We start from the raw sequence: 23,785 nt of genomic DNA, 5'->3' as shown, positions 1-23,785 counted from the left end.
CCGCAGGGAACGCGGGCCGGACGGGTCTCACCGCGAAAGGCCCTTCACCGTACGGCCGTTCACAATCAGGTGGCGGTGAGGGAGACCGCGTCGACGGTCCAGTACCAGTTGTTCCCCCCGGTGTAGCGGAAGCGGATCTGCGCGGTGGTGGCACCCGCCGGCACCTGGAGCGTGATGCTCTCGGCCCTGGACGCGACGTCGCCGGTGTACGTCTTCACGGCCACGGGAGCTCCACCGTCGTACGAGACGAGGACCTCACCCTTCTGCGGGGCCTCCTGACGGTAGTACGTCGTGTACCGCAGCACGGCCGTGGAACCGCCCGCCACCCTCCAGGCGGGGGTGACCAGGGTGGAGTCGAAGGTGCCGCTGTAGCTCTTGTCGACCCATTCGTCCCCGTCGGCGACCGCGAAGACGTTGCGGGCGCGGATGTTGTTCTCGCGGCCCTGGGACCGTTCGGACGCGGTCCAGAACTCGTCGGTGGTGAAGGTCCAGCCGCGCCATTCGGTGACCCCGCCCGTGCCCATCGCACTGTTGTCGACGGTCCAGCCCGTGGGTGGGGTGTGGGTGAAGCCGATGACCGAGGCCCCGGTGCCGGTCTCGTCGACACGGGTGCCGAGCTGCGGGCGCAGCGCGTCGAAGGCGTCCGGTGAGGGCTGCTGGAGGGGACGGCCGTCGAGGCCCCAGGAAGGCTCGACGGGGATGCCGAGGTGAGCGAGGGCGGAGACGGCGACGTCGGGCATCCTGAGGTCGTGGCGGACGGAGCCCGGGGTGATGCCACCGCCGGCGGCGACGAGGAAGGTCTGACGCTCCGCCGCGCTCGCGCCGCCGTGGCCGCCCGCGGCGGTGTGGCCGTGGTCGGTGGTGATCATGATCAGCCAGTCCTCCGACGCGTACGCGGGCCGGGCCCTGACGGCCGCGACGATCAGGCCGACCTGCGCGTCGGCGTCGTGGATCGCGGTGAGGTACTGGCCGCTGGCCGCGCCGTGGCTGTGGCCCGCGTGGTCGATGTTGTCCAGGTGGACGAAGACGGCGTCCCGGTTGCCGTCACGCAGCTCGGCCACCGCGCGGGCGGTGGTGCCGGTGTCGTACTCGGCGGAGGGTGTGGAGACCCGTGTGTCGACCTTCGGGGAGAAGATCGTGGTGGTGACGGGCGCCCAGGACGCGACCGCGTACGTGGAGAGGGCCGGCCTCGCGGTCTCGATCCGGGTGAGGAAGTCGGGGTACCGGGCGAAGGCGTGGCCCGTGAAGGCGTTGTCCTTCACCAGGTGCTTGTCGGGCCACACACCGGTGATGACGGTCGACCACCCGGGACCGGACAGCGTGGGGGCCAGCGGGTCGGCGTAGAGCGGGCTGAGCGAGGTCAGGCCGCTCGCCATGAGGGCATCGAGATTCGGCGCGTCGGCGTCCTTGATACGGCCGAGCAGCGCGCCGTCGAGCCCGATGACGAGGACCTTGGGGGTGCGGGCGGCGGCGCGCGCGGTGACCGCGGAGAGCGGTCCGGCGGCGGTGGCGAGGGCCGCCGCCGCGGCGAGGAGCGAGCGGCGGGACATACCTGCGGACATGAATGACCTCCGTCGTGACGAACTGGGTGACTCGACTCGCCGATGAGTGAGGCGAGTCGAGATGTGCTTCAGAGCTGTTGTGCGTTCGCTGCGACACCGCCGGTCCAGGACGCCCCGGCGAACCGCCCGGCAACGGTCAGCTCCCGGTGGCCGACTTCCACGCGTCCACGTAGCTGTCCAGGTGGGTACCGATGTCCGACCAGTCGGGCTCGAAGATCTCCACGCCCTTCATCAGCGTCGCCAGTTCGGTGGCGTTGGCGTCGGTGGCCTTCACGTCCTTGCGGGCCGCGAAGCCGCCGCCGACCGCGCTGACGTCCTGCTGGGCCTGCTCGGAGAGCATGAAGTCCAGGAGCTTCTTGCCGTTCTCGGAGTGAGGTGCCCGGTCGACCAGGCCGGCCGCGTACGGGAGGGCGAAGGTCGTCGGCGCTCCCCCGTTCCTGGCGGGGAACCAGATGCCGAGGTTGGGCATGTCCTTGGACTGGGCGAAGTTCATCTGGACGTCGCCGTTCGCGACGAGGAGTTCACCCTTGTCCACCTTGGGCGCGAGTTTGCCCGTGGACGCGGACGGTCCCACGTTGTTGGCCTGGAGCTTCTCGAGGTACTCCATCGCCGGCTCCTTGCCGCCGAAGTCGTGCATCGCCTTGATGAGCACCGCTGTCCCGTCGCCCGCGACACCCGGGGTGGAGTACTGGACCCTCTCCTTGTACGAGCCGTCGAGCAGCTCCTCCCAGTTCTTCGGCGCGGCGGGCAGCTCCTTCTTGTTGTAGACGAAGCCGAAGTAGTTGTTGACGACCGAGGTCCAGGTGCCGTCGGCCGCCTTGTCCGCGGCGTCGACCTGGTCGGAGTCGGCGGGTTCGTACGCGGCCAGCAGCTTCTTGGAGTCCGCCTGCTGGATGAAGGGCGGGAGGGTGACGAGGACGTCCGCCTGCGTGTGGGACTTCTCGCGCAGCGTCCGCTGCACCAGCTCTCCCGAGCCGCCCTCCACGTACTCGACCTCGATTCCGGTCTTCTTCTCGAAGTCCGCGAAGACCTTGTCGTACCAGCCGTTGCCGTTCTCGCCCTTGAGGCCGTCGGCGCTGTAGACGGTGACGACCTTCTCGTCCGAGGCGGCGGACGAGCCGCCGCAGGCGGAGAGGGTGGCGGCGAGGGCGAGGCAGCCGGCCGTGGCGGCCAGGGGCTTGAGGGGGTTGGCTCGCATGGGTGTCGAATCTCCTGGAGTCGTTCGGTTACGGGGATGCCGGCGGGCCGGCGGCAAGGGAGCCCTGGCCCAGGGGATGCCGGCGGATCAGCGGTAGGAGGCCCTCGTCCGGATGCGGGAGACACCCAGCAGCACGAGGAGCGTCGTCCCCATGAGGACCACGGCGACCGCGGCACCGGTGAAGAGCGAACCGCGGTCGGTGGCGGCGAAGATCCGCACCGGCAGCGGCGTCCAGTCGGGCGGGTAGAGCATCATCGTGGCGCTCAGCTCGCCCATGGACAGGGCGAAGCAGAGGCCCGCCGCCGCCGTGAGCGACGGCAGCAGGAGCGGCAGCCTGACGCGCCACAGGACGTACGCGGGGCGGGCGCCGAGTCCGGCCGCCGCCTGCTCGTACATCGGGTCGAGACGTACGATCGCCGCCGAGACCGACTGGTAGGCAAACGCGGTGACGAGAACGGTGTGCGCGAGGATCACGATCCAGCGCGTCCCGTTGAGCAGGACCGGCGGGCGGCTGAAGGCGACGAGCACCGCCAGTCCGACGACGACCGACGGCACGGCGACCGGCAGGACGAAGAGCGCGTCGAGGTACCGCTTCCCTCGGCTGCGCAGGGAGGCGGCGGCCAGGGCCGCCCAGCTCCCGAGGGTGAGGGCGAGCAGGCTCGCCGCCAGCGCGGTCATCAGGCTGGTCCCCAGGGCACGGAGGGAGTCGGTGCCGGTGGCCGCCGCGTAGTGCGCGCCGGTGAGGCCGGAGGGGAAGGCGCCGGACCAGTTCGTGGCGAAGGACGCGGCGACCACGACGGCCAGGGGCACGGCGAACAGCGGGACGAAGAGCACGAGGAAGAGGGCACACGCGGCCCACCTCCCGGCACGGCTATGCACCAGCACGGCGGCTCACCACCCGGTAGAGGCCGTAGAGACCGACGGAGAGGACGATGTTGACCACGGCGACGACGCAGGCCGCGGGATAGTCCGACTCCAGGATCGCCTTGCTGTAGACGAGCATCGGCAGCGTGGTGACGTCCTTCGCGCCGGTGAACAGGACGATCCCGAACTCGTTGAGGCACATCACCAGGACCAGGCTGCCGCCGGCCGCGAGCGCCGGGAGCGCCTCGGGCAGGATCACCCGGCGCACGATCCGGGCGGGCCGGGCACCGAGCGAGGACGCCACCTCCAGCTGTGCGGTGTCGAGTTGGGAGAAGGCGGCGAGCAGTGGGCGCATCACGAACGGGGTGAAGTAGGTGATCTCGGCGAGCAGCACGCCCCAGGGCGTGGTCAGGAAGTGGAAGGGGCCGTCGGGCCCTCCGGTGACGCCCGTCCAGATGCCGTTGGCCATGCCGGCCGTACCGTAGACGAACAGCAGGGCGAGCGTGATCAGGAAGGACGGGAAGGAGAGGAAGACGTCGATGAACCTGGCCACCGCCCGTGCGCCGGGGAACGGGACGAAGGCGATGACCAGGGCCAGGGTGAACCCCAGGACCAGGCAGCCGGCGGTGGATCCCGCGGCGAGCCAGACCGTCGTGGTGAGTGCCGACCGGAAGGACTCGGAGGCGAAGACCTCGGAGTAGGGGGCGAGGGAGGTGCCGCCCTCGTCCGGGGTGAACGACTGCCGCACGACGAGGGCCAGCGGGTAGACGAAGGCGAGCACCAGGGCGACGACGGGCGGCAGGGCCCAGAGGGACGCCGGGATGCGCCGGGCGGGCGCGGCACTGTCCTGCACCGGTGGTGTCCCGGCGGGCGCGGGAGCACCATCGGCCTGCCGTGAGGGCGGTCCCGTCGTCCTGCCGGACCTGTGGCGGATCACGGAGGCGCTAGGCATCGAAGCCTCCGGAGGCCCCTGCTGGTTCGGGCGCGGGCGCTGGTGCCGTTGCGGTTTCGGACGCGGCGAGGGCGGATGGCGGCGCTCCGCCTGCCCCCGCCGGCAGCAGGACCGCGTCCTCCGGGGCGAAGTGCAGGGTGACCTCGTCCCCGATGGCCGGCGCCTCGCGCAGTTCCCGCACGTCGGCCGTGAGGCGGTGTCCGCCGGTGTCGACGTACAGCCGGTGGGTGGAGCCGCGCCACTGGATCTCGGTGAGCGTGCCGGTGAGAGCGTTGGGTCCGGCGCCGAGGCCGACCAGGTGCGGTCGTACGCAGAGGGTCGCCGCGGCGCCCGCCACGGCCTCGCCGGAGGTGACGGTGAGCGGCTGTCCTGCGAAGTCCGCGCTGCCGGGCGAGGCCCCGACGGTGACCGGCAGCAGGTTGGCACTGCCGACGAACGAGGCGGTGAACTCCGTGCGCGGGCGGCGGTAGAGCTCCTGCGGGGTGTCGCAGTCCTGGAGTCGCGCACGGTCCATGACCGCGATCCGGTCGGCCAGGGTGAGCGCCTCGACCTGGTCGTGGGTGACGTAGAGGATCGACACGTCCGGCAGCTCGCGGTGCAGGCGCGCGAGTTCGGTGAGCATCCCCGAGCGCAGCTGGGCGTCGAGCGCGGAGAGCGGCTCGTCGAGCAGCAGCACACCGGGGCGGATGGCCAGCGCGCGGGCGATGGCGACGCGCTGCTGCTGGCCTCCGGAGAGTTCGCGGGGGTGGCGGTCGGCGTAGGCGGCCATGCCGACGAGCTCGAGGGCATCGGCGACACGGGCCGTGGTCTCGGCCCGCGCGACCTTTCGGGCCCTGAGCCCGAAGGCGACGTTCTCGCGGACCCGCATGTGCGGGAAGAGCGCGTACTGCTGCACCACCATGCCGATACCCCTGCGGTGCGGGGGCAGTGCGGTCACGTCGCGGCCTCCGAGGTACACCCGTCCGGACGCGGGCCGCACGAATCCGGCGACAGCGCGCAGGGCGGTGGTCTTCCCGGAGCCCGAAGGGCCCAGGAGAGCCATGACCTCACCCGGTTCGACGGTGAGGTCGAGCCGGTCGAGGACGACGTGACGGTCGTAGGCGACCGTGACCTGGTCGAAGCGGATACCGGAGGCCGTCGTGCTGCTCATGCCTCGGCCCGGGCGATCAGGTCCGGCAGTTCGGCCACCGAGCCGAGGACGTGTGTGGCACCGCTGCGGCCCAACAGGTCCTTGTCGTGGGCGCCGGTGAGAACGCCCGCGACGATCCCGGCTCCGGAGCGCACACCGCTGAGCATGTCGTACGAGGTGTCCCCCGCCACGGCGATCCGCCGGACGTCGTCCACCGCGCCCGTGCGCAGGAAGGCCGCGAGGACCATGTCCGGGTAGGGGCGCCCGCGTCCGCCCGTGTCGGCGGGGCAGAGCGTCAGCGGGACGAGGCCCTGCCATCCCAGGACGCCCAGGATCGCGTCCTGCGTGGTCCGGGCGAAGCCGGTGGTCAGGACGACCGTACGGCCCTCGGCCGTGAGCCGCTCCACGGTCTCGTGTGCTCCGGGCAGCGGAGCGATGCGGCCGTCGTCGACGAGCGCTCCGTACGCGTCCTCGAAGGCCCTGTTGGCGCGCCGGGCCTTCTCCTCGTCGCCGAACAGGTGCCGGAAGACGGAGATCTTCGACTCGCCCATGGTGGCCCGTACGTAGTCGAGTTGGGCGGTGTGCCGCGCCGATCCCGCTCGTACGCCCAGGTGTTCGGCGGCGGCGGAGAAGGCCTCCTCGACGAGCCCGCCGTCGGCGACCGTCGTGCCGGCCATGTCCAGGACGACGAGGTCGAACCTGTCGTTGTGCGTCGATGTCATGGGTGTCACCAGCCCAGTTCGTGTGCGGTCGATTCGGCGATGGCGGGCGAGCAGGTCATCCCGCGTCCGCCGGGCCCGGTGACCAGCCAGACACCGTCGCGCACCTGCTGGCGGTGGACGACGCGGCCGGTATCGGTGCACTGGGCGTAGACCCCGGCCCACCGGCGGCGTACGCGCGGCAGGGGGCGGCCGAGGAAGGACTCGACGACACCGGTGAGGTGCTCGTACGGCTCCTCCACGGTGTCGAAGGCGAAGGGGTGCTCGTACTCGTGCGTGTCGCCGATGGTCAGTCCGCCGTCGCGGCGCTGCACCATGAGCAGCTGCATCCGGTGGGCGGCGGCGGTCGGCGCCTGCGGCTGCCCCGCGTCGAGGGCGTCGAGCGCGCCGCCGGCGTAGGCCGGGTAGTAGCGGAAGCTGTCGGAGTCGGCCACCGAGGTGGTGAGCGGCTCACCGAGCGGGTCCGTCTGCATCATCTGCAGACGGACCCGGCGCACCGGCAGGTCCGGGCCCGCCAGCTCGCGGACGAGGCCGCCGAGCGAGGCGCCCGTGGCGAGGACGACGGCGTCACCGCGGTGCACGTCGCCGTGGTCGTCGCGCACGGAGGCGGCGCCTGTCACCTCGCGGACCTCGCGGCCGCCGAGGTAGGTGTACTTCCCCGAGGACAGCAAGGCCTGCTTCAGCGCGAGCTGGGCGGTGCGCGGCTCCACGGCCGCGTCCCTCTCGCACCACAGGGCGGCCTCGAACGCCCCGCGCAGGGCGGGATTCACCGCCCGTGCCTCGCCTGCGGTGAGCAGCTTGTAGCCACGGGCTCCCGCGTCCGGACGGGCCACGGCCGCCTCCGCCACGGCGAGCTCCAGTTCGGTGCGGAGCGGGGTCAGCGACCCGCAGGGCCGGAAGCCGAGGTCCGGCACCAGCCGGCCGATGGACTCCCACAGCTCGCGGGCCCGCAGCGCGGTCTCCAGCTCCTCGCCGCCTGCCCGGCCACTGACCCAGATCTGTCCGAAATTGCGGAGGGATGCCCCGCGTGCCTCACTCTCGCGCTCGATCTGTACGACCTCGTGGCCGCGGTTCACTGCGTGCCAGGCGTGCATGGTTCCCACCACGCCGGCTCCTACGACGATGACTCTCACGACGGCAACGCTCCTCGGGGCGGATGGCGCGGACGGGACCACGCGGCAACGGAGCGGTGAACTGGGCATCAAGCTTGGACTAGACCCGTTATGTTTCCGTTATCTTTATCGGTCGGCCCGTCCCGCCGTTCGCCGGAGGCGGAGCCCTCAGTCCTGGCGGCCCAGGCGGGTCGTGAACGAGAACCGGTCGCCGCGGAACAGGGTCCGCACACGCTCCAGTGAGCGCCCCTGGGAGTCACGGGACGAGCGGTGCAGCAGCAGCATCGGAAGCGCGGGCGGCGTCCCGATCAGCAGGGCCTCGCGCGGGGTCGCGAGGACGGTCTCGATGCGCTCGTCGGCGGACCCGAAGGAGACTCCGAGCCGGTCGCGCAGATAGGTGTAGAAGGAGGAATCGGGGTCGAACTCCACGTCGAGACGCGGGACTCGGGCCACGGTGACGTACGTGCTCTCCAGGCCGACCCGCTCCTCGTCGGCGAGCAGCACGCGCTCCATGTGCCACACGGGCTCACCACGCGGTACCTCGATCTCGACGGCCAGGGCGTCGGGGCAGGGGAACTGTTCGAGCCCGATGAGATGACGGCCCGGCGTGCGGCCCTGGCGTCGGACGCCTTCGGTGTAGCTGGCCAGCGAGAGAGGCTGTTCGAGCTTGGGGCCGGCCACCACGGTGCCCCGCCCCTGCCGGCGCAGCCGCCCCTCCAGCAGCAGTTCACGCAGCGCCTGCCGCACGGTCTCGCGCGAGACCTCGTAGCGCAGCGCCAGGTCCCGCTCGGTGGGCAGCGTCCGGCCCTCACCCAACTCGTCCAGGAGGAGCGAGACATGCGCCTTGACGGCGTAGTACTTCGGGATGCGGCCGTGCTCCGGGATGCCGGAGCGGATCGGTGCGCCAGGTGCCTGGTCGTTCGGGTAGTCCACCGCCCGATGGTGTCAGACGGAGGTGAACGGGCCGCTCCGGCCGTGCCTGTGCGGGCGGCGGGTGCCCCCGCCGTCACGTCCGGGCGCGCACCATACCCGTGCCGGACGGGCCGTCCAGGGCGCAGCGGCGCTGGAACGCGAGGGCGACGGTCATCAACAGGGCGGGCACCACGGTGAATCCGGTCAGCAGCGCCGTGAGGGCGGAGTCCGACTGGGCGACGGTGTGGCCCTCGGTCGTGGAGACGAAACCGCCCACGGCGAGGACGGCGGAGTACACGTACGGGCCCACGGCGGTGCCCGCGGCCTCCGTGGCCGTCCAGACGCCGGTGTAGGCACCCGCCGTGGCCGCCCCGCGCGCCTCGGCGGCGGCCACGGCGTCCGGCACCATCGAGAACGCGAACAGCTGAAGACCCGCGAAGGCGGCCCCGAGGACGGCGACCACGGCGACGGTCGGCCCGGCCCCGAGTGCCCTGCCGAGCAGCAGGCCGAGCGAACCGAGGGTGAACGCCGCCTGGGACAGCAGCAGTCCGCGCTGCTTCCCGATCCGCCGCGACACCCGCAGCCAGACGGGCCCGGCGATCACGGCGGGCCCCAGGAAGGCTCCCATGAAGAGCGCCGTCAGCCCGCTGTCCTCGAAGACGTACTCCGTGTAGAAGGGCAGCGCCGCCAGGAACAGGTGCGTGGTGGTCCCGGTGAAGAGGTACGACAGGACCATCGCCCGGAAGTCGCGGTCCCGGAGCACCGCCGCGATGTCCGCGCGCCCGGTCGTGTGCCCGTCACGCCCCTCGGGGACGCGGAAGCCGCAGCGGGCGGTCAGCCGGCGCACCCCGGTGATGCCCACCGCGCAGGTGACGAGCATGCACGCGCCGAGCGCGACGGCCATCACCGTGTAGTCGCGGCGGGCGCCGGACTCGACGAGCGCCGGTGCGGCGACCCCGGCCCCCAGCAGGCCGAGTGTCAGGAACAGCATCCGGAACATGAAGACCCGGGTGCGCTCGTGGTAGCCGATCCGCAGGTCGGAGGGGGTGGTGAGGTACGGCACCTGGAAACAGCCGTAGAGCAGGTTCCCCGCGAGGAACCAGCCGCCGACCCACAGCGCGGCCGGCGCCCCGGACAGGCCCGGCGGCACGGTGAACATCGCAGCCAGGGCGACCGCCAGGGACAGACCGGTCCACAGCAGCCCGAGGCGGTTCCCGCTCCGGCGTGCGTACCGGTCGGAGAGGGTGCCCAGCAGGGGGTGGACCAGGGTGTCGACGATCTTGGGCAGCAGCAGGGCCAGTCCCGCCAGGAAAGGCGGTACGCCGAGCGTGTGGGTCAGGAAGTACAGCAGGAGCAGCCCCGGCACGGTGCTCCAGATGCCCATGCCGACCGACCCGGTGGCGTAGGGGACGAGGTCGCCGGTCCTCGCCCGGTGCGCTTCCTCCTCGGCGCCGGTGGACGCGGCGCCGGTGGACGCGGCACCGTGTGACGCGGCATCGTGCGAGGGCGCGCCGGTCCCGCTCATGACCCGCCCCCGTGGCGAACGACGAGGGCGGCGGCGAGTTCGGCGTCGGCGAAGGCGCCCGCCCGTACCCGGCCGGCGAGGGTGCGGGCGACGATCCGGTCCGTGAGCCCCGGCAGGTGGCGGGCGAGGAAGAACTCGACGGCTCCCCTCCGGGTGGTGGGCAGGTCCCTGCGCACCCGGCGGCCGAGCGCGGCGCGCAGCACCGTGTCCACCACGCCCTCCAGCGGCTCGTACCGGCTCATCCCCTCCAGGGAGAGACCGGCGGCGGCGGTGGAGTCATGGATGGGACTGCGGACGGACGAGGGGTACACACAGGTGACCCCGACGTGGGTGCCCAGCTCCAGGCGGAGGGCGTCGGCGTAGGCGACCAGCGCCCGCTTCGACGCGCCGTACGCGGCGGCGAGGGGCAGCTGCATCACCGCCATCCGGGAGGAGAGCATCACGACCCGGCCGCGGGAGGCGACGAGGGCGTCGACACAGGCGGCGGTGGTCCGCCAGGTCCCGAGGAGGTTCAGGTCGAGCTGGCGCAACGCCTCAGCGCCCGGCGGTAGTTCGGCGGGCGCGGGGCCACCGGCGCCGGCGTTGTTGACGAGGATGTCCAGCCCGCCCAGCCGGTCGAGGGCGGCCGCGACCGCGTCCGCGACGGAGGCGTCGTCGGTGAGGTCGCACGGCAGGACGGTGATGTCCTCGTCCGGGCCGGGGGCGAGGTCCAGGCCGACCACCTCGGCCCCCAGGTCGGCGAAGCGGCGGCAGACGGCCCGCCCGAAGGTGCCGGACGCACCCGTGACGAGGACCCGCAGACCGGTGGCGGGGCGGAGCCGTCGCGCGGTACGGCGGCCGGAAGCGGTGAGGCGGCCGGAAGCGGTGCGGTTCACGCGGGGGTCTCCTGTCGGGTGGCGGGGGCGGCGGGACGTCCGGCGCCCCGCCGCAGCCGGGCCTGTCCGGCCCGCATCTCACGGGGCAGGGCGGCGAGGTACGCGTCGAAGTCGACGCGCATCATGGGGCGGCCGCCGGCCCCCCAGCGTGCCGTGGCACGGCTCAGGGCGCGGGCCACGGCCTGCCGTTGCCGCTCGGGCGCCGGCAGGGCGTACGCGCCCCCGAGATGCGCGGCGACCAGCTTCGCCTGGGCCTCGACGACGGGGAACGCCGCGCCGGTGGACTGCATGAGGCCGACGAAGGCGAGGCTTGGGTCGTCCAGGTGGAACACCCGCTGGTAGAGCGGGAGTTCCTCCGGATCGGCGCCCGTCCAGCGGGGAGCGAGGAAGGGGATCGTCACCCGGTATCCGGTGGCCCAGACGACCAGGTCGACCGGGTCCCGGCCGCCGTCGGCGAAGACGACGTCGCCGCCCTCGAGACGGTCGATGCCGGGTCGCGCGACGATCTCGCCGTGGGTGAGCCGGTGCAGGACCGTGTCGCTGATCGTCGGGTGGTTCTGGAAGAGGCCCCCGGCCGGAGCGGGGAGCCCGTAGCGCTCCGGCGTGCCGACGGCCAGCCGGAGCATCGTCCCGGCCAGTCGCTGGCGCAGCCGCCAGGGCAGCACGGACAGCGCGCCGCCGGTCGCGTCCGAGGGCCGCCCGAACAGGTACTTCGGTACGACGTGCACGCCGCGGCGGGCGGACAGGAGGACCGGGCCGCGCGCGGTGTGGGAGGCGTCGACAGCGATGTCCATGGCCGAGTTGCCCATGCCGACGACGAGGACCCGGCGGTCGCGGAAGACGTCGGCGGTCCGGTAGTCGTGGGCGTGCATCTGCGTCCCGGAGAACGCGCCGGGGTAGCCGGGCTCCGGGAGGCGGGGGTCCCAGTTGTGCCCGTTGGCCACCACCACGGCGTCGTACCGTGCGGTGTCCCCGCCCTCGGTGGTGACCAGCCATCCCCCGCCCTCCGGGGCCTGCTCGACGCCGGTCACCGACGTACCGAAGCGGATGTGCCCGTCGAGGCCGAAGGTCCGGGCGTAGTCGTCGAGATAGCGGGCGACCCGGTCGGCGGAGGGGTAGTCGGTCCAGGCGCGGGGCATCGGGAAGTCCGCGAACTCGGTCCGCTTCTTGCTGGTGTTGAGGTGCAGGGAGGCGTACGCCGGAGAGAGGCCACTGGTGTTGCCGCGGACCCACAGGCCACCGGGTACGTCGCCCTTCTCGTAGGTGACGACGTCGACTCCGGCATCGAGGAGGGCCTTGGTGGCGGCGAGGCCCGCCGCTCCGGCACCGATCACGGCTGCGCGGCGGTCGGTGGTCATGCGGGGTCTCTTCCGGTGGGTCGGGCGGGGGCGGTCCGCAGGACCGGGCGCACCTCCGCAGGGGCACGGGCGGCGCCCGCGGCACACGGTGACCGGTCCTCCCGGGCGCCACCCTGTGGTGAGGCCCAAACCTAGGCGGTGCGCACGGCCTCCGACATGGGGTGCGGTACGGGGTTCCGCTCCGGTCTTGTGAAATCCCACAACCCTGGCGATAGTCCGGGGATGCACTCCCCTGACGACTGGGCCTCGATGGTCCACCTGATCGAACGGGTCGTCGGCGAGGACGATCTGCTGCCCTCCGTGGTGAACGGCGTGCGCACGATGGTGCGGGAGGTCGCCGTGCTGCCCGCGGCCGACGTCTCCGGCCACACCCGTGCGCTGCTCGCCGCGGCGACCCGCGCGGTGGCGGCCCGCCGGGGCCCCACGGAGGCGGAGCTGTCGTTCGTCTCGGAGCTGGGCACGGCGCGCGCCCTCCAGGGGGTGCCCATCGAGGCGGTGCTCAGCGCGATCCACGTCGCGGAGCGGGCGATCTGGTCACGTGCCAGGGAGACCGCTGCCGAGGAGGGGGTGTCCGCCGGACTCCTGCTCGACGCCCGTGAGCTCTACGACGACTGGTCCGAGGCGGTCCGCGCCAGGCTGATCACCGCTCACCGGATGACGGAGGTGGCGCGGGCCCTGCCCGCCGCGAACCGGGACGCCGCGCTCCTGCGCCGGCTCCTCGCGGGCGGCTCGGCCGCCGCGCTGGCCGCGACGGAGGCGGGCCTCACGGGCACGGACGGCCTCTGGGTGCTGCTGGCGAGGCCCGGCGACACGCTCCCGGCCACCACCGGTGACCGGACACCGGGCGATCGGGCACCGGGCGATCGGGCATCCAGCGACCGGACACCCGGCGACAGGGCACCTGCGTTGCTGGCCCTTGTCGACGGGCTGCTGACCGGTGTGCTGACCCGCGCGCCGGGCTCCGCCCCGGTGCCGGGCGGATCCGTCGCCGGCGTGGCCGGCCCCGCCGGGCCGGAGGAGCTCGCAGCGGCACGGCGGCTGGCGCTCGCGGCGCTGACGGCGGCGGAGGCGGCGGGGCGCACCGGGGTGGTCCACATCGCCGACGTCGCCTCCCTGGCCGCGGTCCTCGACCGCGCCGACCTGTCCTCGGCGCTGGCCGACCACCACCGCCCGGCCCTGGCGGCACTCGGCGGCAACGCGCGGGCCGTCGCCCGGGCGGTCGGGACCTGGCTGGAGGCGGACCGGGACATCACGGCGGCGGCGGCCGCCCTCTTCGTCCACCCCAACACCATCCGGAACCGTGTCCAGCGGTTCACCCAGGTCACCGGGATCGACCCGCACACGACCTTCGGCGGCGTGGACGCCTGGTGGCTGTGCAGGACCTGGCTGGCACAGCCCTGACCCCGGCGGCCTGCCGGACCCCGGTCCGGCTCGGAAGCTCAACCGCGGAAGCTCCGTCTCGGGAGCTCCGCACACATCCGCGCCACTCGTCGTGGCGCCGGCTCAGTCGGTCAGTGCCTCTTCGAAGCGTGCGTAGGCTTCCTGGTCGAAAAGCACGAAGCGCACCTCGGCCACCGGGGGAAGCGTCGCTTCCCGCACCGTGCGGACGGCGATCCGGGCCCCGTCGTCGAGCGGCCAGCCGTAGACGCCCGTCGAGATCGCGGGGAAGGCGAGCGTGCGGGCGCCCAGCTCCGAGGCGATCCGCAGGGACTCCCGGTAGCAGGAGGCCAGCAGCGCGGAACGGTCCTCCTCGCGCGACCAGACCGGTCCCACCGTGTGGATGACGTGCTCCGCGCGCAGCCGGCCGGCCGTCGTCGCCACCGCCTGCCCGGTGGCGAGCCCCTTGCCGTAGTGCGAGGCCCGCAGCGTGCGGCAGGCAGCGAGGATCTCGGGCCCGCCCCGCCGATGGATGGCGCCGTCCACACCGCCCCCGCCGAGGAGCGAGGAGTTGGCGGCGTTGACCAGGGCGTCGGCGTGCTGCTCCGTGATGTCTCCGCGCACGAGGACGATGTGCGGTCGTGTCGTCATGCGGTCATCCTGCCGCAACCACCCCGGGGCGGCGTCCGACAGGACACGCGCCGGACCTGGGACCTGGGGTCATCTCACCTTCCGGCCGGCGTAGGAGTCGTCCGCCGTACGGACCTGTCCGCGCATGGTGGCGTGGATCCGCTGGACGGTCCCGTTCTCGTGCCACCAGGTGAAGTACCAGTACACGGTGGGCCAGGGCGGGAAGGACTTGGGCAGCCGACGCCAGGCGCACCCCGTCCGCGCCACGTAGAGCAGGGCGTTCACGATCCGGCGGCGTGGGTGCTTCTCCCGACGCCCGCCGTTCGGGCCGACCCTTGCCGCCGGCAGCAGGGGCTCGACCAGGGCCCACTGCTCATCCGTCAGATCCGACGGGTATCCACTTCCGGAGCCACTCACAGAAGGCTCAACGCCCCCTCCCGGTCCCGGGACACGACAGACGTCGAACGCGGGCTCGGAGGCGCCTGGAGCGGGCTCGGAACGGAGCATCGCTTCCGGGATCCATCGGCACCAGGAACATGACGAGCCGCCAGGCTCACGTGCGCCATGTCTGCGGGTAACCGATCTCGGAGATGTCCTGGGCCAGGTCAGCCAGGCTGACCTCGATGTTCAGCGACGAGACGCTTTCCTGACGCAGGGGTCGCAGGGCGTATACCTCGCTCACCGCCCCCAGGTCCACGGGGACTTCGTAGTAGTCCTCGGCGAAGCGCTGAAAGGCTTCGGGAGAGGGATCGACCAGGAGCTCGAACAGCCCCGTCGTCCCGTCGGGGTCGTCATGGCCCGGGGGAAAGTCGATCGAGCCGTGGCGCCACCGATCGTCCGTCGCCTCCCGCCACAGGCACGCCGTCGCGACGGGCGAACCGTCCTCGTCGGCGAAGGCGGGTTCCTCGACGAAGGATCTGAAGACGTCGGGGACGTCGTCGATCACACCCGGCCAGAGCCCGTCGTCGTCCCCTCGGCCGTACGGGCTCATCGGTGACTCGTGGTCGAAGGCGCGGACATACGCTCCGGCCGCCGAGAACAGAGAACACGATGGAGTACTCGTCCCCCGATCCGTTGCGCATCGAAGCCATCTCCTGGCCCTCGGCCCAGGCCGCGTCGAACGAGTGGTACCGGCTCTCCCACTCCGGACTCAGGATCGCGTCGAGCATCGCGAGCGAGCGGCACAGGTCGCGCAGGCCGGTGAGGGTGGGAAGCCTGCGGGCCACGTCGTAGACAGTCACAAGTTCATCCAACCGGACGCCACTGACATCCACCGCCCGCCCGGGAAGCGGCGGCGCGTGCCGACCGGGCCGCGCCGCCGCTTCCCCGGTCGTCAGACCCCCGCCAGCAGCGCCTCCAGCGCCGCCGCCGTCTCCGGGTGACGGCGGACGAGCACCGCACCCGAGGGCTCCTCGGCCTCCGCCTCCCAGGCGCCCTCGCAGCCCAGCAGTTCCGCCAGGCTGTCGCACGTCTCCGGGTGGGCGGCGAGCAGCACGACGCGGCGGGCCGTGGCACCTCCGGTCGCCGCCGGGGCGGTCGCCGGCGTTTCCGGGACGGCCTCCCACGGCGGGACCCAGGCGTCCAGAGCCGCGAGGCGCCCGGGGAAGACGCGGCCGGCCTCGCGGATCAGCAGCGGGGTCAGATCGGCTCCCTCGGACCGCAGGGTGGTGATCAGCGTGGGCAGCCAGGGCAGCAGTACCGTGTCGGGCAGCCGTGCGAACGCCTTCGACACCGCTTCGACGGCGAAGTCGGCAAGCTGCGGCACGGGTTCCAGAGCGTGCAGGAACCCGCTGAGATAGCGCGGGTAGGCCGGCACCACCAGGGGATTCGCCAGCAGCGCGTCGCACCGCTCCCGCAGCTCGGCGCGGGAGAGCCGCCCGAGCTGCACCTGGGCCGCCCAGAGCAGCGCCGTCCTGGACGGCTCCCGCGGGTGGGACTGGGCGAAGGCCAGGTCCAGCTGGGTCCGGTCGCAGCCGAGCGACAGCGCCAGGCTCTCCATGCTGAAGAGGAACCCCAGCATCGCGGCGACCTGGCGGACGGTGGCGTCGTCGTCGGTGAACGCCGTCGGCAGCAGCGTGCAGTAGTGCGCGTATCCTGTCTTGGCGAAGGACTCGATCCACGACGGCAGCACGGGCCGGGTGATCCGGTAGTACGCCAGGAGCCGGCGCACCCTGCGCAGAACCTCCGGAGCGCCGTCGACGCTGCGCTCGGTGGCCAGCACCTCCAGGGCGCGCGTGCCGAGTTCGTCGGCGAGGCGGCCGCTGCGCAGGTGCAGCACCGCGTCCTCGACCGCGGCCAGGACCTGCGCGGTGGTGGCGTTCGGGGCGTACGCGGCGCGGCGCAGGCGCTGCTCCAGCACCTGTTCGATGCTGACGCCCTCGTAACCGAGCTCGATCAGCGCCCGCTGATGGGTGCCGAGCGCGAGGTCCCAGGACTCCTGGACCGACTGCTTGCCGAGCTCCCGCTCGCCCATGATCGGCCGCGCGGCGCCGTGGGGCATGAGGTGCCGCAGCATCCAGAGCACGTCGGAGCACTGCCGCAGTTCCGGCTGGGAGCTCATGTCCAGCAGAGCCCGCTGCACACCGCGCTGCTGGAGCTTGAGGTTCAGCGGGGCGAGGCGGTCGTGCACGTCGCGGGCGAGGGGCGGCAGGGCTTCGTAACCGACCTGGCCGATACGGTCGCCGCCCATCAGGATCTCGACGAGGCGGCGCACGTCGCGCCTGCCCGGCACGGTCTCCTTCTCGATGCAGGTGACCGCCGCGTCCTGGAAGTCGTACGGGGTCGGCCTGGCCCGGTCACGCATGCCGGCCAGCAGGATCGATGTCTCGAACACGGCGATGGCGTCGGCGGTGGAGGCGAGGTAGCCGTTGCGGCGGGCGGAGCGCACGATCTCCACCGACCAGCCGAGCAGCTCCGCCTCGTCCAGCCGGTCGAGGGCGGGTGGGCTCTGCAGGAAGCCGGAGAGCTTGTCGGACGGTGCCTCCGGTGCCACAGGGGTGGCGGCTGCGACGGCCTTCCGGGGCTTCGCCGCCTTCTTGGCACCTGCCTGACCGGCGAGACGGAACGGCTGCACACGGGTGCGCTTGAGGTTCTTCGCCCACTGGGTGGCGGCGATCGACACGGATCCGGCGGCCAGTCCGAACTGCGCCTCGATCGCCGTGTGGCTCGACGGGATCAGGCCGTGCTGCCAGGTGCTCTCACTCGGCGGGCTGATCGCGAAGGTGTCGCTGCCGTGCACGCCGAACTCCTCGACACGGCTGGACGCGTGGAACGCGCCGCAGACGTAGAGGCAGTCCTCGGGGTCGGCGCCCGTCGCGGCCAGGTGCTCACGCATCCGGGTCCACATGTAGCGCTCCCGGTCCTCGTCCACCCGTACGCGGTCCGTGTCCCCGGGCGCGAGGCGACGGAAGAGGCTGCCGATGAGGAGCATGACCTGGCGGTAGGTGTCGTGGTCGCTGTCACCGAGCGGCAGCTCGACGTACTGGTGCCACCACTCCGACCAGTGCCGCACGCGGCCGTGGTGCAGGAGGTGCTCCTCCAGCTCGGCGAACCGGGGACGGAGATCGCCGATCTCCACCCCGACGGCGTCGCCGTGCAGCGCCGCCTCCTCCTCGGCGGGCGGCGCGTCCGGGGCGTCCGCGCCGGCCGGTTCGGAGGCACCCGCCTGCCACTGGAACACGTGGTCCGAGGAGCGGTCGACGAGGACCAGCTCGACGCCCGGGGTGTCCAGCGCGTAGGCGATGGCCTGGTACTCGGCCGAGGCCTCGGTGATCGGGGCGACCACCGACAGCGGTGCCCACTCCTCGGGGAAGCCCTTCACCTCGCTCGCGAACGCCTGGACGGCCACCGGGAGCCGGCAGTTCCTCAGCTCCGGCAGGAGCGGCGCCATGTCCTCGCACAGCTCCAGGTACACGACCTTCGGCTGCTTCTCCCGCAGCCGCCGTGCCATCGCGACCGCCGAGGCGGGCGAGTGGTGACAGACCGGGAAGATCTCCAGCGGTTCCCGTACGGCACGGTCGACGTCGTCGACGATGCCCAGGAGGATGCCCTGCAGCGCGTCCGGCCCGTCGGCGAACTCCGTCGCCGCCTCCTGCAGTTGTCCTCGGAGCGCCTCGAAGGGCGTCCCCTCGGTCGGGGCGCTCACGACAGGGTGGCGATCGCGTCGCGGCCGCCCTCCAGGAACTCCGGCCAGGAGCCGCCCTCCTCCTTGCTGCGCGGCTCGACGATGCCGTGCAGGTACTTGTTGAGGATGGCCAGGTCCTCGGGCTCACGCCGCGCCAGCGATCCGACGAGCGAGGAGGCGAGGGTACGGGCGGTCAGCTCGCGTTCGCCGAAGAAGTTGCTGTGCAGGATCGCGTCCTCCAGTACGCCGATCTGTTCGGCACTCGACAGCGCGGACTCCAGCTTCTCGTCGTCGCTGCCGGCCGCGGCGGAGGAGGCCCGCAGGTCGGCGAAGCTCTGCAGCAGCACGTCGAGCAGGGTCGGCGGCACGTCCAGCTCGATCTGGTGGCGGCGCAGCAGTTCCTCGGTGCGGAAGCGGACGATCTCCGCCTCACTCTTCTTGTTCGTCACCACCGGGATGCGGACGAAGTTGAAGCGGCGCTTGAGGGCGGAGGACAGGTCGTTGACCCCGCGGTCGCGGCTGTTGGCCGTGGCGATGACGGAGAACCCGGGCTTGGCGAAGACGATGTTGTCGCTGTCCATCTCGGGGACGGAGATGTACTTCTCCGAAAGGATCGAGATCAGCGCGTCCTGGACGTCGCTGGTGGAGCGGGTGAGTTCCTCGAAGCGGCCGATCGCCCCGGTCTCCATCGCGGTCATGATCGGTGAGGGGATCATCGACTCCCGCGACTGTCCCTTGGAGATCACCATGGACACGTTCCAGGAGTACTTGATGTGGTCCTCGGTGGTACCGGCCGTGCCCTGCACCACGAGGGTGGAGTTGCGGGAGATGGCTGCGGACAGCAGTTCGGCCAGCCAGCTCTTGCCCGTGCCCGGGTCGCCGATGAGCAGCAGACCGCGGTCGGACGCCAGGGTGACGATGGACCGCTCGACGAAGCTGCGGTCGCCGTACCACTTCTGGGAGATCTCGCGGTCGAGGCCGTCGGAGCGCTCGGATCCCAGGATGAACAAACGGACCATCTTGGGCGAGAGCCGCCAGGAGAAGGGCTTGGGGCCGTCGTCGACCGACTCCAGCCAGTCGAGCTCCTCGGCGTACTTGATCTCGGCGGGGGCGCGCAACAGGTCGGACATGTGTGTGCCTTTCTAAGATTTCGGGTTCGACTGCACCGGGCCGAGAGGCCTCAGGAGTCTCAGGTGAGGAAGGTCTTGAGCTCGTGGACGAGCTTGCGTATGTGGCCGGAGAGCACCGGCGTCCCCTGGTCCTTGAAGCGCTCGCGGAACCACGGGTTCACGCTGGCGCGGCCGGAGCTGGTCACCGAGCCGACGGGGATGAACTTGGCTCCGGAGCGGTGGATGGCGGCCATGCTCTCGAACAGCGGCTCGGTCTGCCATTCGTAGAAGTCGGAGATCCAGACCACGACGGTGTTGCGGGGTTCGGCGATCTTGGGCTGGGCCAGTGCCATGGCGACCGTACCGTCGGTGCCGCCGCCGAGATTGGTCCGCAGCAGGGTCTCGAACGGGTCGTGCACCCACGGGGTGAGGTCGAGCGCCTGGGTGTCGTACGCGATGAGGTGGACGTCCACCTTGGGCAGTCCCGCGAAGATCGAGGCCAGGATGGTGCAGTTGACCATCGAGTCCACCATCGAGCCCGACTGGTCGACCACCACGATCAGCCTCTGGGGCGTGGTCCTGCGCGCCGTGTGGCGGTAGAAGAGGCGGTCGACGTAGAGCCGTTCCTCCTCGGGGCTCCAGTTGGTGAGGTTCTTCCAGATCGTGCGGTCCAGGTCCAGGTTGCGGAACACCCGCTTGGGCGGGACCGAACGGTCCAGGGCGCCGACGGTCGACTTCTCCACCTGGGTGCGCAGCACCTCGGCGACCTCGTCGACGAAGCGCCGGATCAGGGCCTTGGCGTTAGCCAGGGCGACACCGGAGAGGTTGTCCTTGTCGCGCAGCAGCTGTTCGATCAGGGACATGCTCGGCGTCAGCTGCCCCGCGAGGTGGGGGTCGGCGAGGACCTCCCGCAACCGCATGCGCTTGACGAGGCCGGCCTCGATGGAGCCGAGCTCCGGGCCGATCTCGGGGATCAGCCGGCTCAGGTCGGGGGTCCTGCCGCCGCCGCCCGTACCGGTCGGGCCGGCGGCCATGCCTCCGGATCGTCCGCCGCGGCCGCCGCGCAGGTCGCCCGGCTTGCAGCCGAGGGCGCGCTCCAGCCAGCCCGCGTCGGACTGCCACCGGGACAGCTGGCCCGCGGAGACGGCGCCGGGCGGGGAGTGGAAGACGTTGAGCAGCACCTTCGACACGAGCGCGGCACGCCGCACCTCGGCGGCCCGGTCGCGGCCGCCGTCGTCCGCCTGCGGGTCGCCGTCCGTGTCGGCAGTCGTGTCGCCGTCCGTGTCCACGCTCGTGTCGCCGTCGCCGTCGGAGTCGGCGCCCGTCTCCGCCGCCGGCACCATCAGGCCCTCGAACTCGGTGGCCAGCCCGGGGTGGCGCTGCACCACCGAGTCGACGGAGGCGCGAGGGTCCAGCAGGGCGGCCGGCAGGCCGATGTCCTTGACCACGGCGAGGCTCGCCGATTCCAGGGCCGCGTGCTCCTCGGGGTCGAAGAGCTGGGCGAGCAGGCGCCAGTACACGACCTGGCGGCGGTTGTCGTGCGCGCTGTCCCCGGTCACGGGGTTCTCCCCGGTCACCTCGGGGTCCGGCTGTCCGGTCATTTCCGCAGCAGCCTTCCCGCACGCTCGCTCAGCACCTTCGCGGCGTCGGTGGCGGCCTTCTCGGCCCTCACCCCGGCCTTGTCGGTCGTTCCCCCGGCCCACGCGCCCGCGTGCACCGAGGTGACCTTCTTCCGCACCGTGGTCTCGACGGCGAGCGGCTGTACGGCGAACTCCCCGGCGTCCCAGCGGATCAGGGCGACGCAGGCGCCGGACCTGGCCACGGTCTCGGGGGTGAGCGGTCCGGCGGCCGGGATCCGGTCGGTGTCGACGCGCAGGTCGACCCCGGCGACGGTGAAGGTCAGCACGCCCTCGTCGTCCGTGCGGGCGGTGTAGCCCTCGAGGAAGACGGGTACGGCGATGCGCGCCGGGTGCCGGTCCAGCGGCGCCGTCACCGGGGCGGTCGCGGTGGGCAGGGCCACGCGGGCCGTGGCGAACGCCTCGGCCGGCTGTCCGGGGCGGGCGTGCTCGTCGCTCCAGACCAGGTCGCCCTCGGCGGTGACGGGCATACCGGTCAGGTCCATCGAGCGGCCCTCGCCGGCGGCCGCGAGGAGCGACATGTGCGGGCGCATCAACTGCCAGATCCCGGCCCCCACGACGGTGTCGGGTTTCGGCACCGACACGCTGGCGCGGACGAGGCGCGGCGCGGATCCGTCCGCGGGCTCGAACACCGCGTGCACCTGCGCCTGCGCGGCGGTCGCGTGCTCCTGTACGTCGATGCCGAGGGGAAGCAGGCGTCCGTCGGCGGTCCCGGTGACGGGCGTCGCGGCGGCGCCGGGCACCGTCAGCAGCATCCCCCGGGACCAGAGGTCGGCCCAGCGGCGCACCGGGAGGCGTTCCATGGACGAGCCGGGGCAGGACGCGGCGAGTTCGGCGGCGAAGCCGTCGAGGAGGGAGGCGAGCCGGCGCAGGGCGGGGTCGGGCAGCATCGCGGAGACGACCTCCGCCGCCCCGGACACCACCTCGTGGTCGATCCCCTGCCATCCGCAGCGTGCCAGGTCGGAGAGCCAGGCACGGGCGGCCGTCAGCAGGTTGGCCGCCGGCCGGTCGCCGGCCTCCGGGTCGGCCCGCTCGCCGCGCGTCCGGCTCGCGGCCTCCTCGACGCGGTCCAGCAGCGCGTCGTGGACGGAGCCGAGCAGTGCGGTCCGCGCGGCGGCCAGGGCCACGAAGTGGTCCTCGCCCGCCGCACCGGCGGCGGCCTTCGCCGCCGCCTCGGCGACCCTTCCGGCCAGCGGCGTGCCCGTCACGGCGTCGGCGAGCCGCGTCGGGCCGGCGGCCTCGGCCGGCTGGGGGCGGAGCAGACCGGCGACGAGAGCCCGGTCGAAGGCGTCCACGGCCTCCAGGGCTTCGTCCAGCCCGTCGACGGGCTCGGTGAGAAGATCGGCGCGCATCACGCCACCGCCCTGGTCGGCGGGAAGAACTGCATCTCGGGCAACGGCACCGTGGCCGGGGCGTGTTCGAGATAGGCCAGGTGGCGCAGGAACCGGCTGAAGACGGAGGCGGCGGCCTTGGTCTCGTCCGCCTGCGGACGGGTGATCCGCATCGCGGAGGCGAGCACCGATCCGTCCACGTCCCCCTCCGGGACCTCGACCTTCAGGTACCGGACGACGCGCTGGGCGCCGTACTGGAGGACCGCCTCGTTGACGAGGGCCCCGATGTGGTTGCAGAACGAGCCGCGCGCACCGCCGCAGGGCCGGTTGTTGTTGGTGCTGCAGGCGAATGCGTACGTCCCGGCCGCGACGGACGAGACGTAGACCCGCCCGATGTCCGAGCCGCTGGACACCACACCCTGCAGGCGTCCGTCGGCCAGCTCGACGAACGGAACCTTGGCGAGCTTGCGCGGCCTCGCGGGTGGTATCACCCGGGCCGTGCTCGACCTCTCCCAATCCGACAACGCGCCATCTCCAATGCACAGCTCAGGGGTTGTTCCCGCCTGACCGGCGGAACACGACTGAACCTACTGGCGCCCACTGACAACGAGGTCGTCACGGCGGGCCGGGGCGGGGCCGCCAGGGACGAACAACGGATTCAGCTCCTCTTGAGCCTGCGCCGTGCGAAAAGGTTGCCTCGCTCCGGTCAGCAGCCCCGCCGGTGGGTTGGACGGTCAGGTCTGAGCCGCCTCAGCTCGCGTCCGAGTCACCCGTACGGCCCGGCAGGCGCCTGCTCGGCCGGCTCTACGCTTCCGCAGCGGCCCGGCGCTGCTCTGCGGCAATGGTGGCAGCACCGACCACCTCTTGATGAGTTTGCGGCTCGGAGCCGCAAGCTCCACCGATCACGGGACCCCCTTTCACCAATTTGACTTTTGGCCGCAGGCCTTGACGTTCCGTCAGTCGTGTGTCATTATGCAATCGCACCGGATTTTGATCCGATTGCCACCACGGTATGGACCCACGTGGACGCCTTCACAGAAGGCAAGCTTGCAGTCATCTCGACCGCAACGGAGTGCGCCCTTTTCCAGGGCCTCCGCCGCGAAGGTGAAGGGTCCACTGTTTTGTCCATTCCTCTTGCTGACATCCTTGCCATGTCCCCGTATGCGTTTGCCGCGGCGCTGCTTGTCGCGCTCCTTGGCTTCCTCGCCCGCTGTGCCACATTCATCTGGGCGCTTCACATCAGTGTCCGGAACACCAGGAGCGGCGACCGTGCCAATGTCGTCGACGCGGTGGGCGACGCGCTGAAGGCGTTCGACTTCCTCCGCAGGAAGTAGCGCTCCAGGCCCCCGCGGGTCCGATTCCGCGGGGGCAA

19 protein-coding genes and 2 pseudogenes are annotated in these 23,785 nt (G+C 72.2%); 2 read left to right on the top strand and 19 right to left on the bottom strand.

Annotation, left to right across the window (positions count from 1 at the left end; genetic code table 11):
• Nucleotides 1–65: 65 nt before the first annotated feature.
• The 11 genes from OG488_RS29400 to OG488_RS29350 all read right to left on the bottom strand — a co-directional run bounded on the left by OG488_RS29400 (nt 66) and on the right by OG488_RS29350 (nt 12,206).
• The gene (locus tag OG488_RS29400) at nt 66–1,562 is read right to left on the bottom strand and encodes an alkaline phosphatase family protein (RefSeq protein WP_329234055.1); all 1,497 of its coding nucleotides are present in this window, start codon (nt 1,560–1,562) and stop codon (nt 66–68) included.
• A gap of 136 nt (nt 1,563–1,698) precedes the next feature.
• Nucleotides 1,699–2,760, bottom strand: coding sequence for a 2-aminoethylphosphonate ABC transporter substrate-binding protein (locus OG488_RS29395; RefSeq protein WP_329234053.1), 1,062 nt, complete (start codon nt 2,758–2,760; stop codon nt 1,699–1,701).
• Between the two features lie 87 nt (nt 2,761–2,847).
• Nucleotides 2,848–3,645 carry an ABC transporter permease gene (locus tag OG488_RS29390; RefSeq protein ID WP_329234051.1) on the bottom strand — a complete coding sequence of 266 codons (798 nt, stop codon included), beginning with the start codon at nt 3,643–3,645 and terminating at the stop codon, nt 2,848–2,850.
• Nucleotides 3,632–4,576 (bottom strand): 2-aminoethylphosphonate ABC transporter permease subunit, encoded by a 945-nt coding sequence (locus tag OG488_RS29385; protein ID WP_406465054.1) that lies wholly within the window; start codon nt 4,574–4,576, stop codon nt 3,632–3,634. Before OG488_RS29385 ends, OG488_RS29390 begins: the two co-directional genes overlap by 14 nt.
• The gene (locus OG488_RS29380) at nt 4,569–5,726 is read right to left on the bottom strand and encodes an ABC transporter ATP-binding protein (RefSeq protein ID WP_329234047.1); all 1,158 of its coding nucleotides are present in this window, start codon (nt 5,724–5,726) and stop codon (nt 4,569–4,571) included. The genes OG488_RS29385 and OG488_RS29380 overlap by 8 nt, the downstream gene beginning before the upstream one ends.
• A complete protein-coding gene (locus tag OG488_RS29375; RefSeq protein WP_329234045.1) occupies nt 5,723–6,427 on the bottom strand; it encodes a phosphonatase-like hydrolase in 705 nt (234 codons plus the stop codon). Before OG488_RS29375 ends, OG488_RS29380 begins: the two co-directional genes overlap by 4 nt.
• 5 nt (nt 6,428–6,432) lie before the next feature.
• Nucleotides 6,433–7,557, bottom strand: a complete 1,125-nt coding sequence (locus tag OG488_RS29370) for a TIGR03364 family FAD-dependent oxidoreductase (protein ID WP_329234043.1) — start codon at nt 7,555–7,557, stop codon at nt 6,433–6,435.
• Between the two features lie 147 nt (nt 7,558–7,704).
• Nucleotides 7,705–8,469: a GntR family transcriptional regulator gene (locus OG488_RS29365; protein WP_329234041.1), complete on the bottom strand. Its 765-nt coding sequence runs from the start codon at nt 8,467–8,469 to the stop codon at nt 7,705–7,707.
• Nucleotides 8,470–8,542: 73 nt separating this feature from the next.
• A complete protein-coding gene (locus tag OG488_RS29360; protein ID WP_329234039.1) occupies nt 8,543–9,973 on the bottom strand; it encodes an MFS transporter in 1,431 nt (476 codons plus the stop codon).
• Nucleotides 9,970–10,848: an SDR family NAD(P)-dependent oxidoreductase gene (locus tag OG488_RS29355; RefSeq protein ID WP_329234038.1), complete on the bottom strand. Its 879-nt coding sequence runs from the start codon at nt 10,846–10,848 to the stop codon at nt 9,970–9,972. The genes OG488_RS29360 and OG488_RS29355 overlap by 4 nt, the downstream gene beginning before the upstream one ends.
• The gene (locus OG488_RS29350; protein ID WP_329234036.1) at nt 10,845–12,206 is read right to left on the bottom strand and encodes a flavin-containing monooxygenase; all 1,362 of its coding nucleotides are present in this window, start codon (nt 12,204–12,206) and stop codon (nt 10,845–10,847) included. Before OG488_RS29350 ends, OG488_RS29355 begins: the two co-directional genes overlap by 4 nt.
• A gap of 222 nt (nt 12,207–12,428) precedes the next feature.
• Between OG488_RS29350 and OG488_RS29345 the strand changes: the two genes are divergently transcribed.
• The gene (locus OG488_RS29345; RefSeq protein ID WP_329234035.1) at nt 12,429–13,607 is read left to right on the top strand and encodes a helix-turn-helix domain-containing protein; all 1,179 of its coding nucleotides are present in this window, start codon (nt 12,429–12,431) and stop codon (nt 13,605–13,607) included.
• 102 nt (nt 13,608–13,709) lie between these two features.
• On the opposite strand, the gene OG488_RS29340 is transcribed toward OG488_RS29345, so the two are convergent.
• The 8 genes and pseudogenes from OG488_RS29340 to OG488_RS29305 all read right to left on the bottom strand — a co-directional run bounded on the left by OG488_RS29340 (nt 13,710) and on the right by OG488_RS29305 (nt 22,904).
• The gene (locus OG488_RS29340) at nt 13,710–14,234 is read right to left on the bottom strand and encodes an O-acetyl-ADP-ribose deacetylase (protein WP_329234033.1); all 525 of its coding nucleotides are present in this window, start codon (nt 14,232–14,234) and stop codon (nt 13,710–13,712) included.
• Between the two features lie 182 nt (nt 14,235–14,416).
• A pseudogene (locus tag OG488_RS29335) lies at nt 14,417–14,630 on the bottom strand (transposase); the annotation flags it as partial.
• Nucleotides 14,631–14,766: 136 nt separating this feature from the next.
• Nucleotides 14,767–15,454 (bottom strand): annotated as a pseudogene (locus tag OG488_RS29330) (hypothetical protein).
• A 92-nt stretch (nt 15,455–15,546) separates the two neighbouring features.
• Nucleotides 15,547–18,357, bottom strand: coding sequence for a hypothetical protein (locus OG488_RS29325; protein WP_329234029.1), 2,811 nt, complete (start codon nt 18,355–18,357; stop codon nt 15,547–15,549).
• A complete protein-coding gene (locus OG488_RS29320; RefSeq protein ID WP_329234027.1) occupies nt 18,354–19,466 on the bottom strand; it encodes an ATP-binding protein in 1,113 nt (370 codons plus the stop codon). Before OG488_RS29320 ends, OG488_RS29325 begins: the two co-directional genes overlap by 4 nt.
• A gap of 59 nt (nt 19,467–19,525) precedes the next feature.
• Complete coding sequence (locus tag OG488_RS29315) at nt 19,526–21,046, bottom strand: vWA domain-containing protein (protein ID WP_329234025.1); 1,521 nt, start codon at nt 21,044–21,046, stop codon at nt 19,526–19,528.
• The gene (locus OG488_RS29310; RefSeq protein WP_329234024.1) at nt 21,043–22,434 is read right to left on the bottom strand and encodes a hypothetical protein; all 1,392 of its coding nucleotides are present in this window, start codon (nt 22,432–22,434) and stop codon (nt 21,043–21,045) included. The genes OG488_RS29315 and OG488_RS29310 overlap by 4 nt, the downstream gene beginning before the upstream one ends.
• Nucleotides 22,434–22,904: a hypothetical protein gene (locus tag OG488_RS29305; protein WP_329234022.1), complete on the bottom strand. Its 471-nt coding sequence runs from the start codon at nt 22,902–22,904 to the stop codon at nt 22,434–22,436. The genes OG488_RS29310 and OG488_RS29305 overlap by 1 nt, the downstream gene beginning before the upstream one ends.
• Before the next feature lie 531 nt (nt 22,905–23,435).
• Here OG488_RS29305 and OG488_RS29300 point away from each other — a divergent pair.
• On the top strand, nt 23,436–23,747 hold the full coding sequence (locus OG488_RS29300; protein ID WP_329234020.1) for a hypothetical protein: 312 nt from the start codon (nt 23,436–23,438) through the stop codon (nt 23,745–23,747).
• Nucleotides 23,748–23,785: the final 38 nt, after the last annotated feature.

Source organism: Streptomyces sp. NBC_01460 (assembly GCF_036227405.1).
GTDB lineage: Bacteria > Actinomycetota > Actinomycetes > Streptomycetales > Streptomycetaceae > Streptomyces.
This window is presented reverse-complemented; position numbering and strand designations above follow the sequence as displayed.

What these genes read in the sequence shown, in the direction of transcription:
- OG488_RS29315 (WP_329234025.1), bottom strand. Translation starts at nt 21,046, where the DNA reads ATGACCGGACAGCCGGACCCCGAGGTGACCGGGGAGAACCCCGTGACC.
- OG488_RS29310 (WP_329234024.1), bottom strand. Translation starts at nt 22,434, where the DNA reads ATGCGCGCCGATCTTCTCACCGAGCCCGTCGACGGGCTGGACGAAGCC.
- OG488_RS29360 (WP_329234039.1), bottom strand. Translation starts at nt 9,973, where the DNA reads ATGAGCGGGACCGGCGCGCCCTCGCACGATGCCGCGTCACACGGTGCC.
- OG488_RS29375 (WP_329234045.1), bottom strand. Translation starts at nt 6,427, where the DNA reads ATGACATCGACGCACAACGACAGGTTCGACCTCGTCGTCCTGGACATG.
- OG488_RS29380 (WP_329234047.1), bottom strand. Translation starts at nt 5,726, where the DNA reads ATGAGCAGCACGACGGCCTCCGGTATCCGCTTCGACCAGGTCACGGTC.
- OG488_RS29345 (WP_329234035.1), top strand. Translation starts at nt 12,429, where the DNA reads ATGCACTCCCCTGACGACTGGGCCTCGATGGTCCACCTGATCGAACGG.
- OG488_RS29385 (WP_406465054.1), bottom strand. Translation starts at nt 4,576, where the DNA reads ATGCCTAGCGCCTCCGTGATCCGCCACAGGTCCGGCAGGACGACGGGA.
- OG488_RS29350 (WP_329234036.1), bottom strand. Translation starts at nt 12,206, where the DNA reads ATGACCACCGACCGCCGCGCAGCCGTGATCGGTGCCGGAGCGGCGGGC.
- OG488_RS29320 (WP_329234027.1), bottom strand. Translation starts at nt 19,466, where the DNA reads ATGTCCGACCTGTTGCGCGCCCCCGCCGAGATCAAGTACGCCGAGGAG.
- OG488_RS29340 (WP_329234033.1), bottom strand. Translation starts at nt 14,234, where the DNA reads ATGACGACACGACCGCACATCGTCCTCGTGCGCGGAGACATCACGGAG.
- OG488_RS29395 (WP_329234053.1), bottom strand. Translation starts at nt 2,760, where the DNA reads ATGCGAGCCAACCCCCTCAAGCCCCTGGCCGCCACGGCCGGCTGCCTC.
- OG488_RS29400 (WP_329234055.1), bottom strand. Translation starts at nt 1,562, where the DNA reads ATGTCCGCAGGTATGTCCCGCCGCTCGCTCCTCGCCGCGGCGGCGGCC.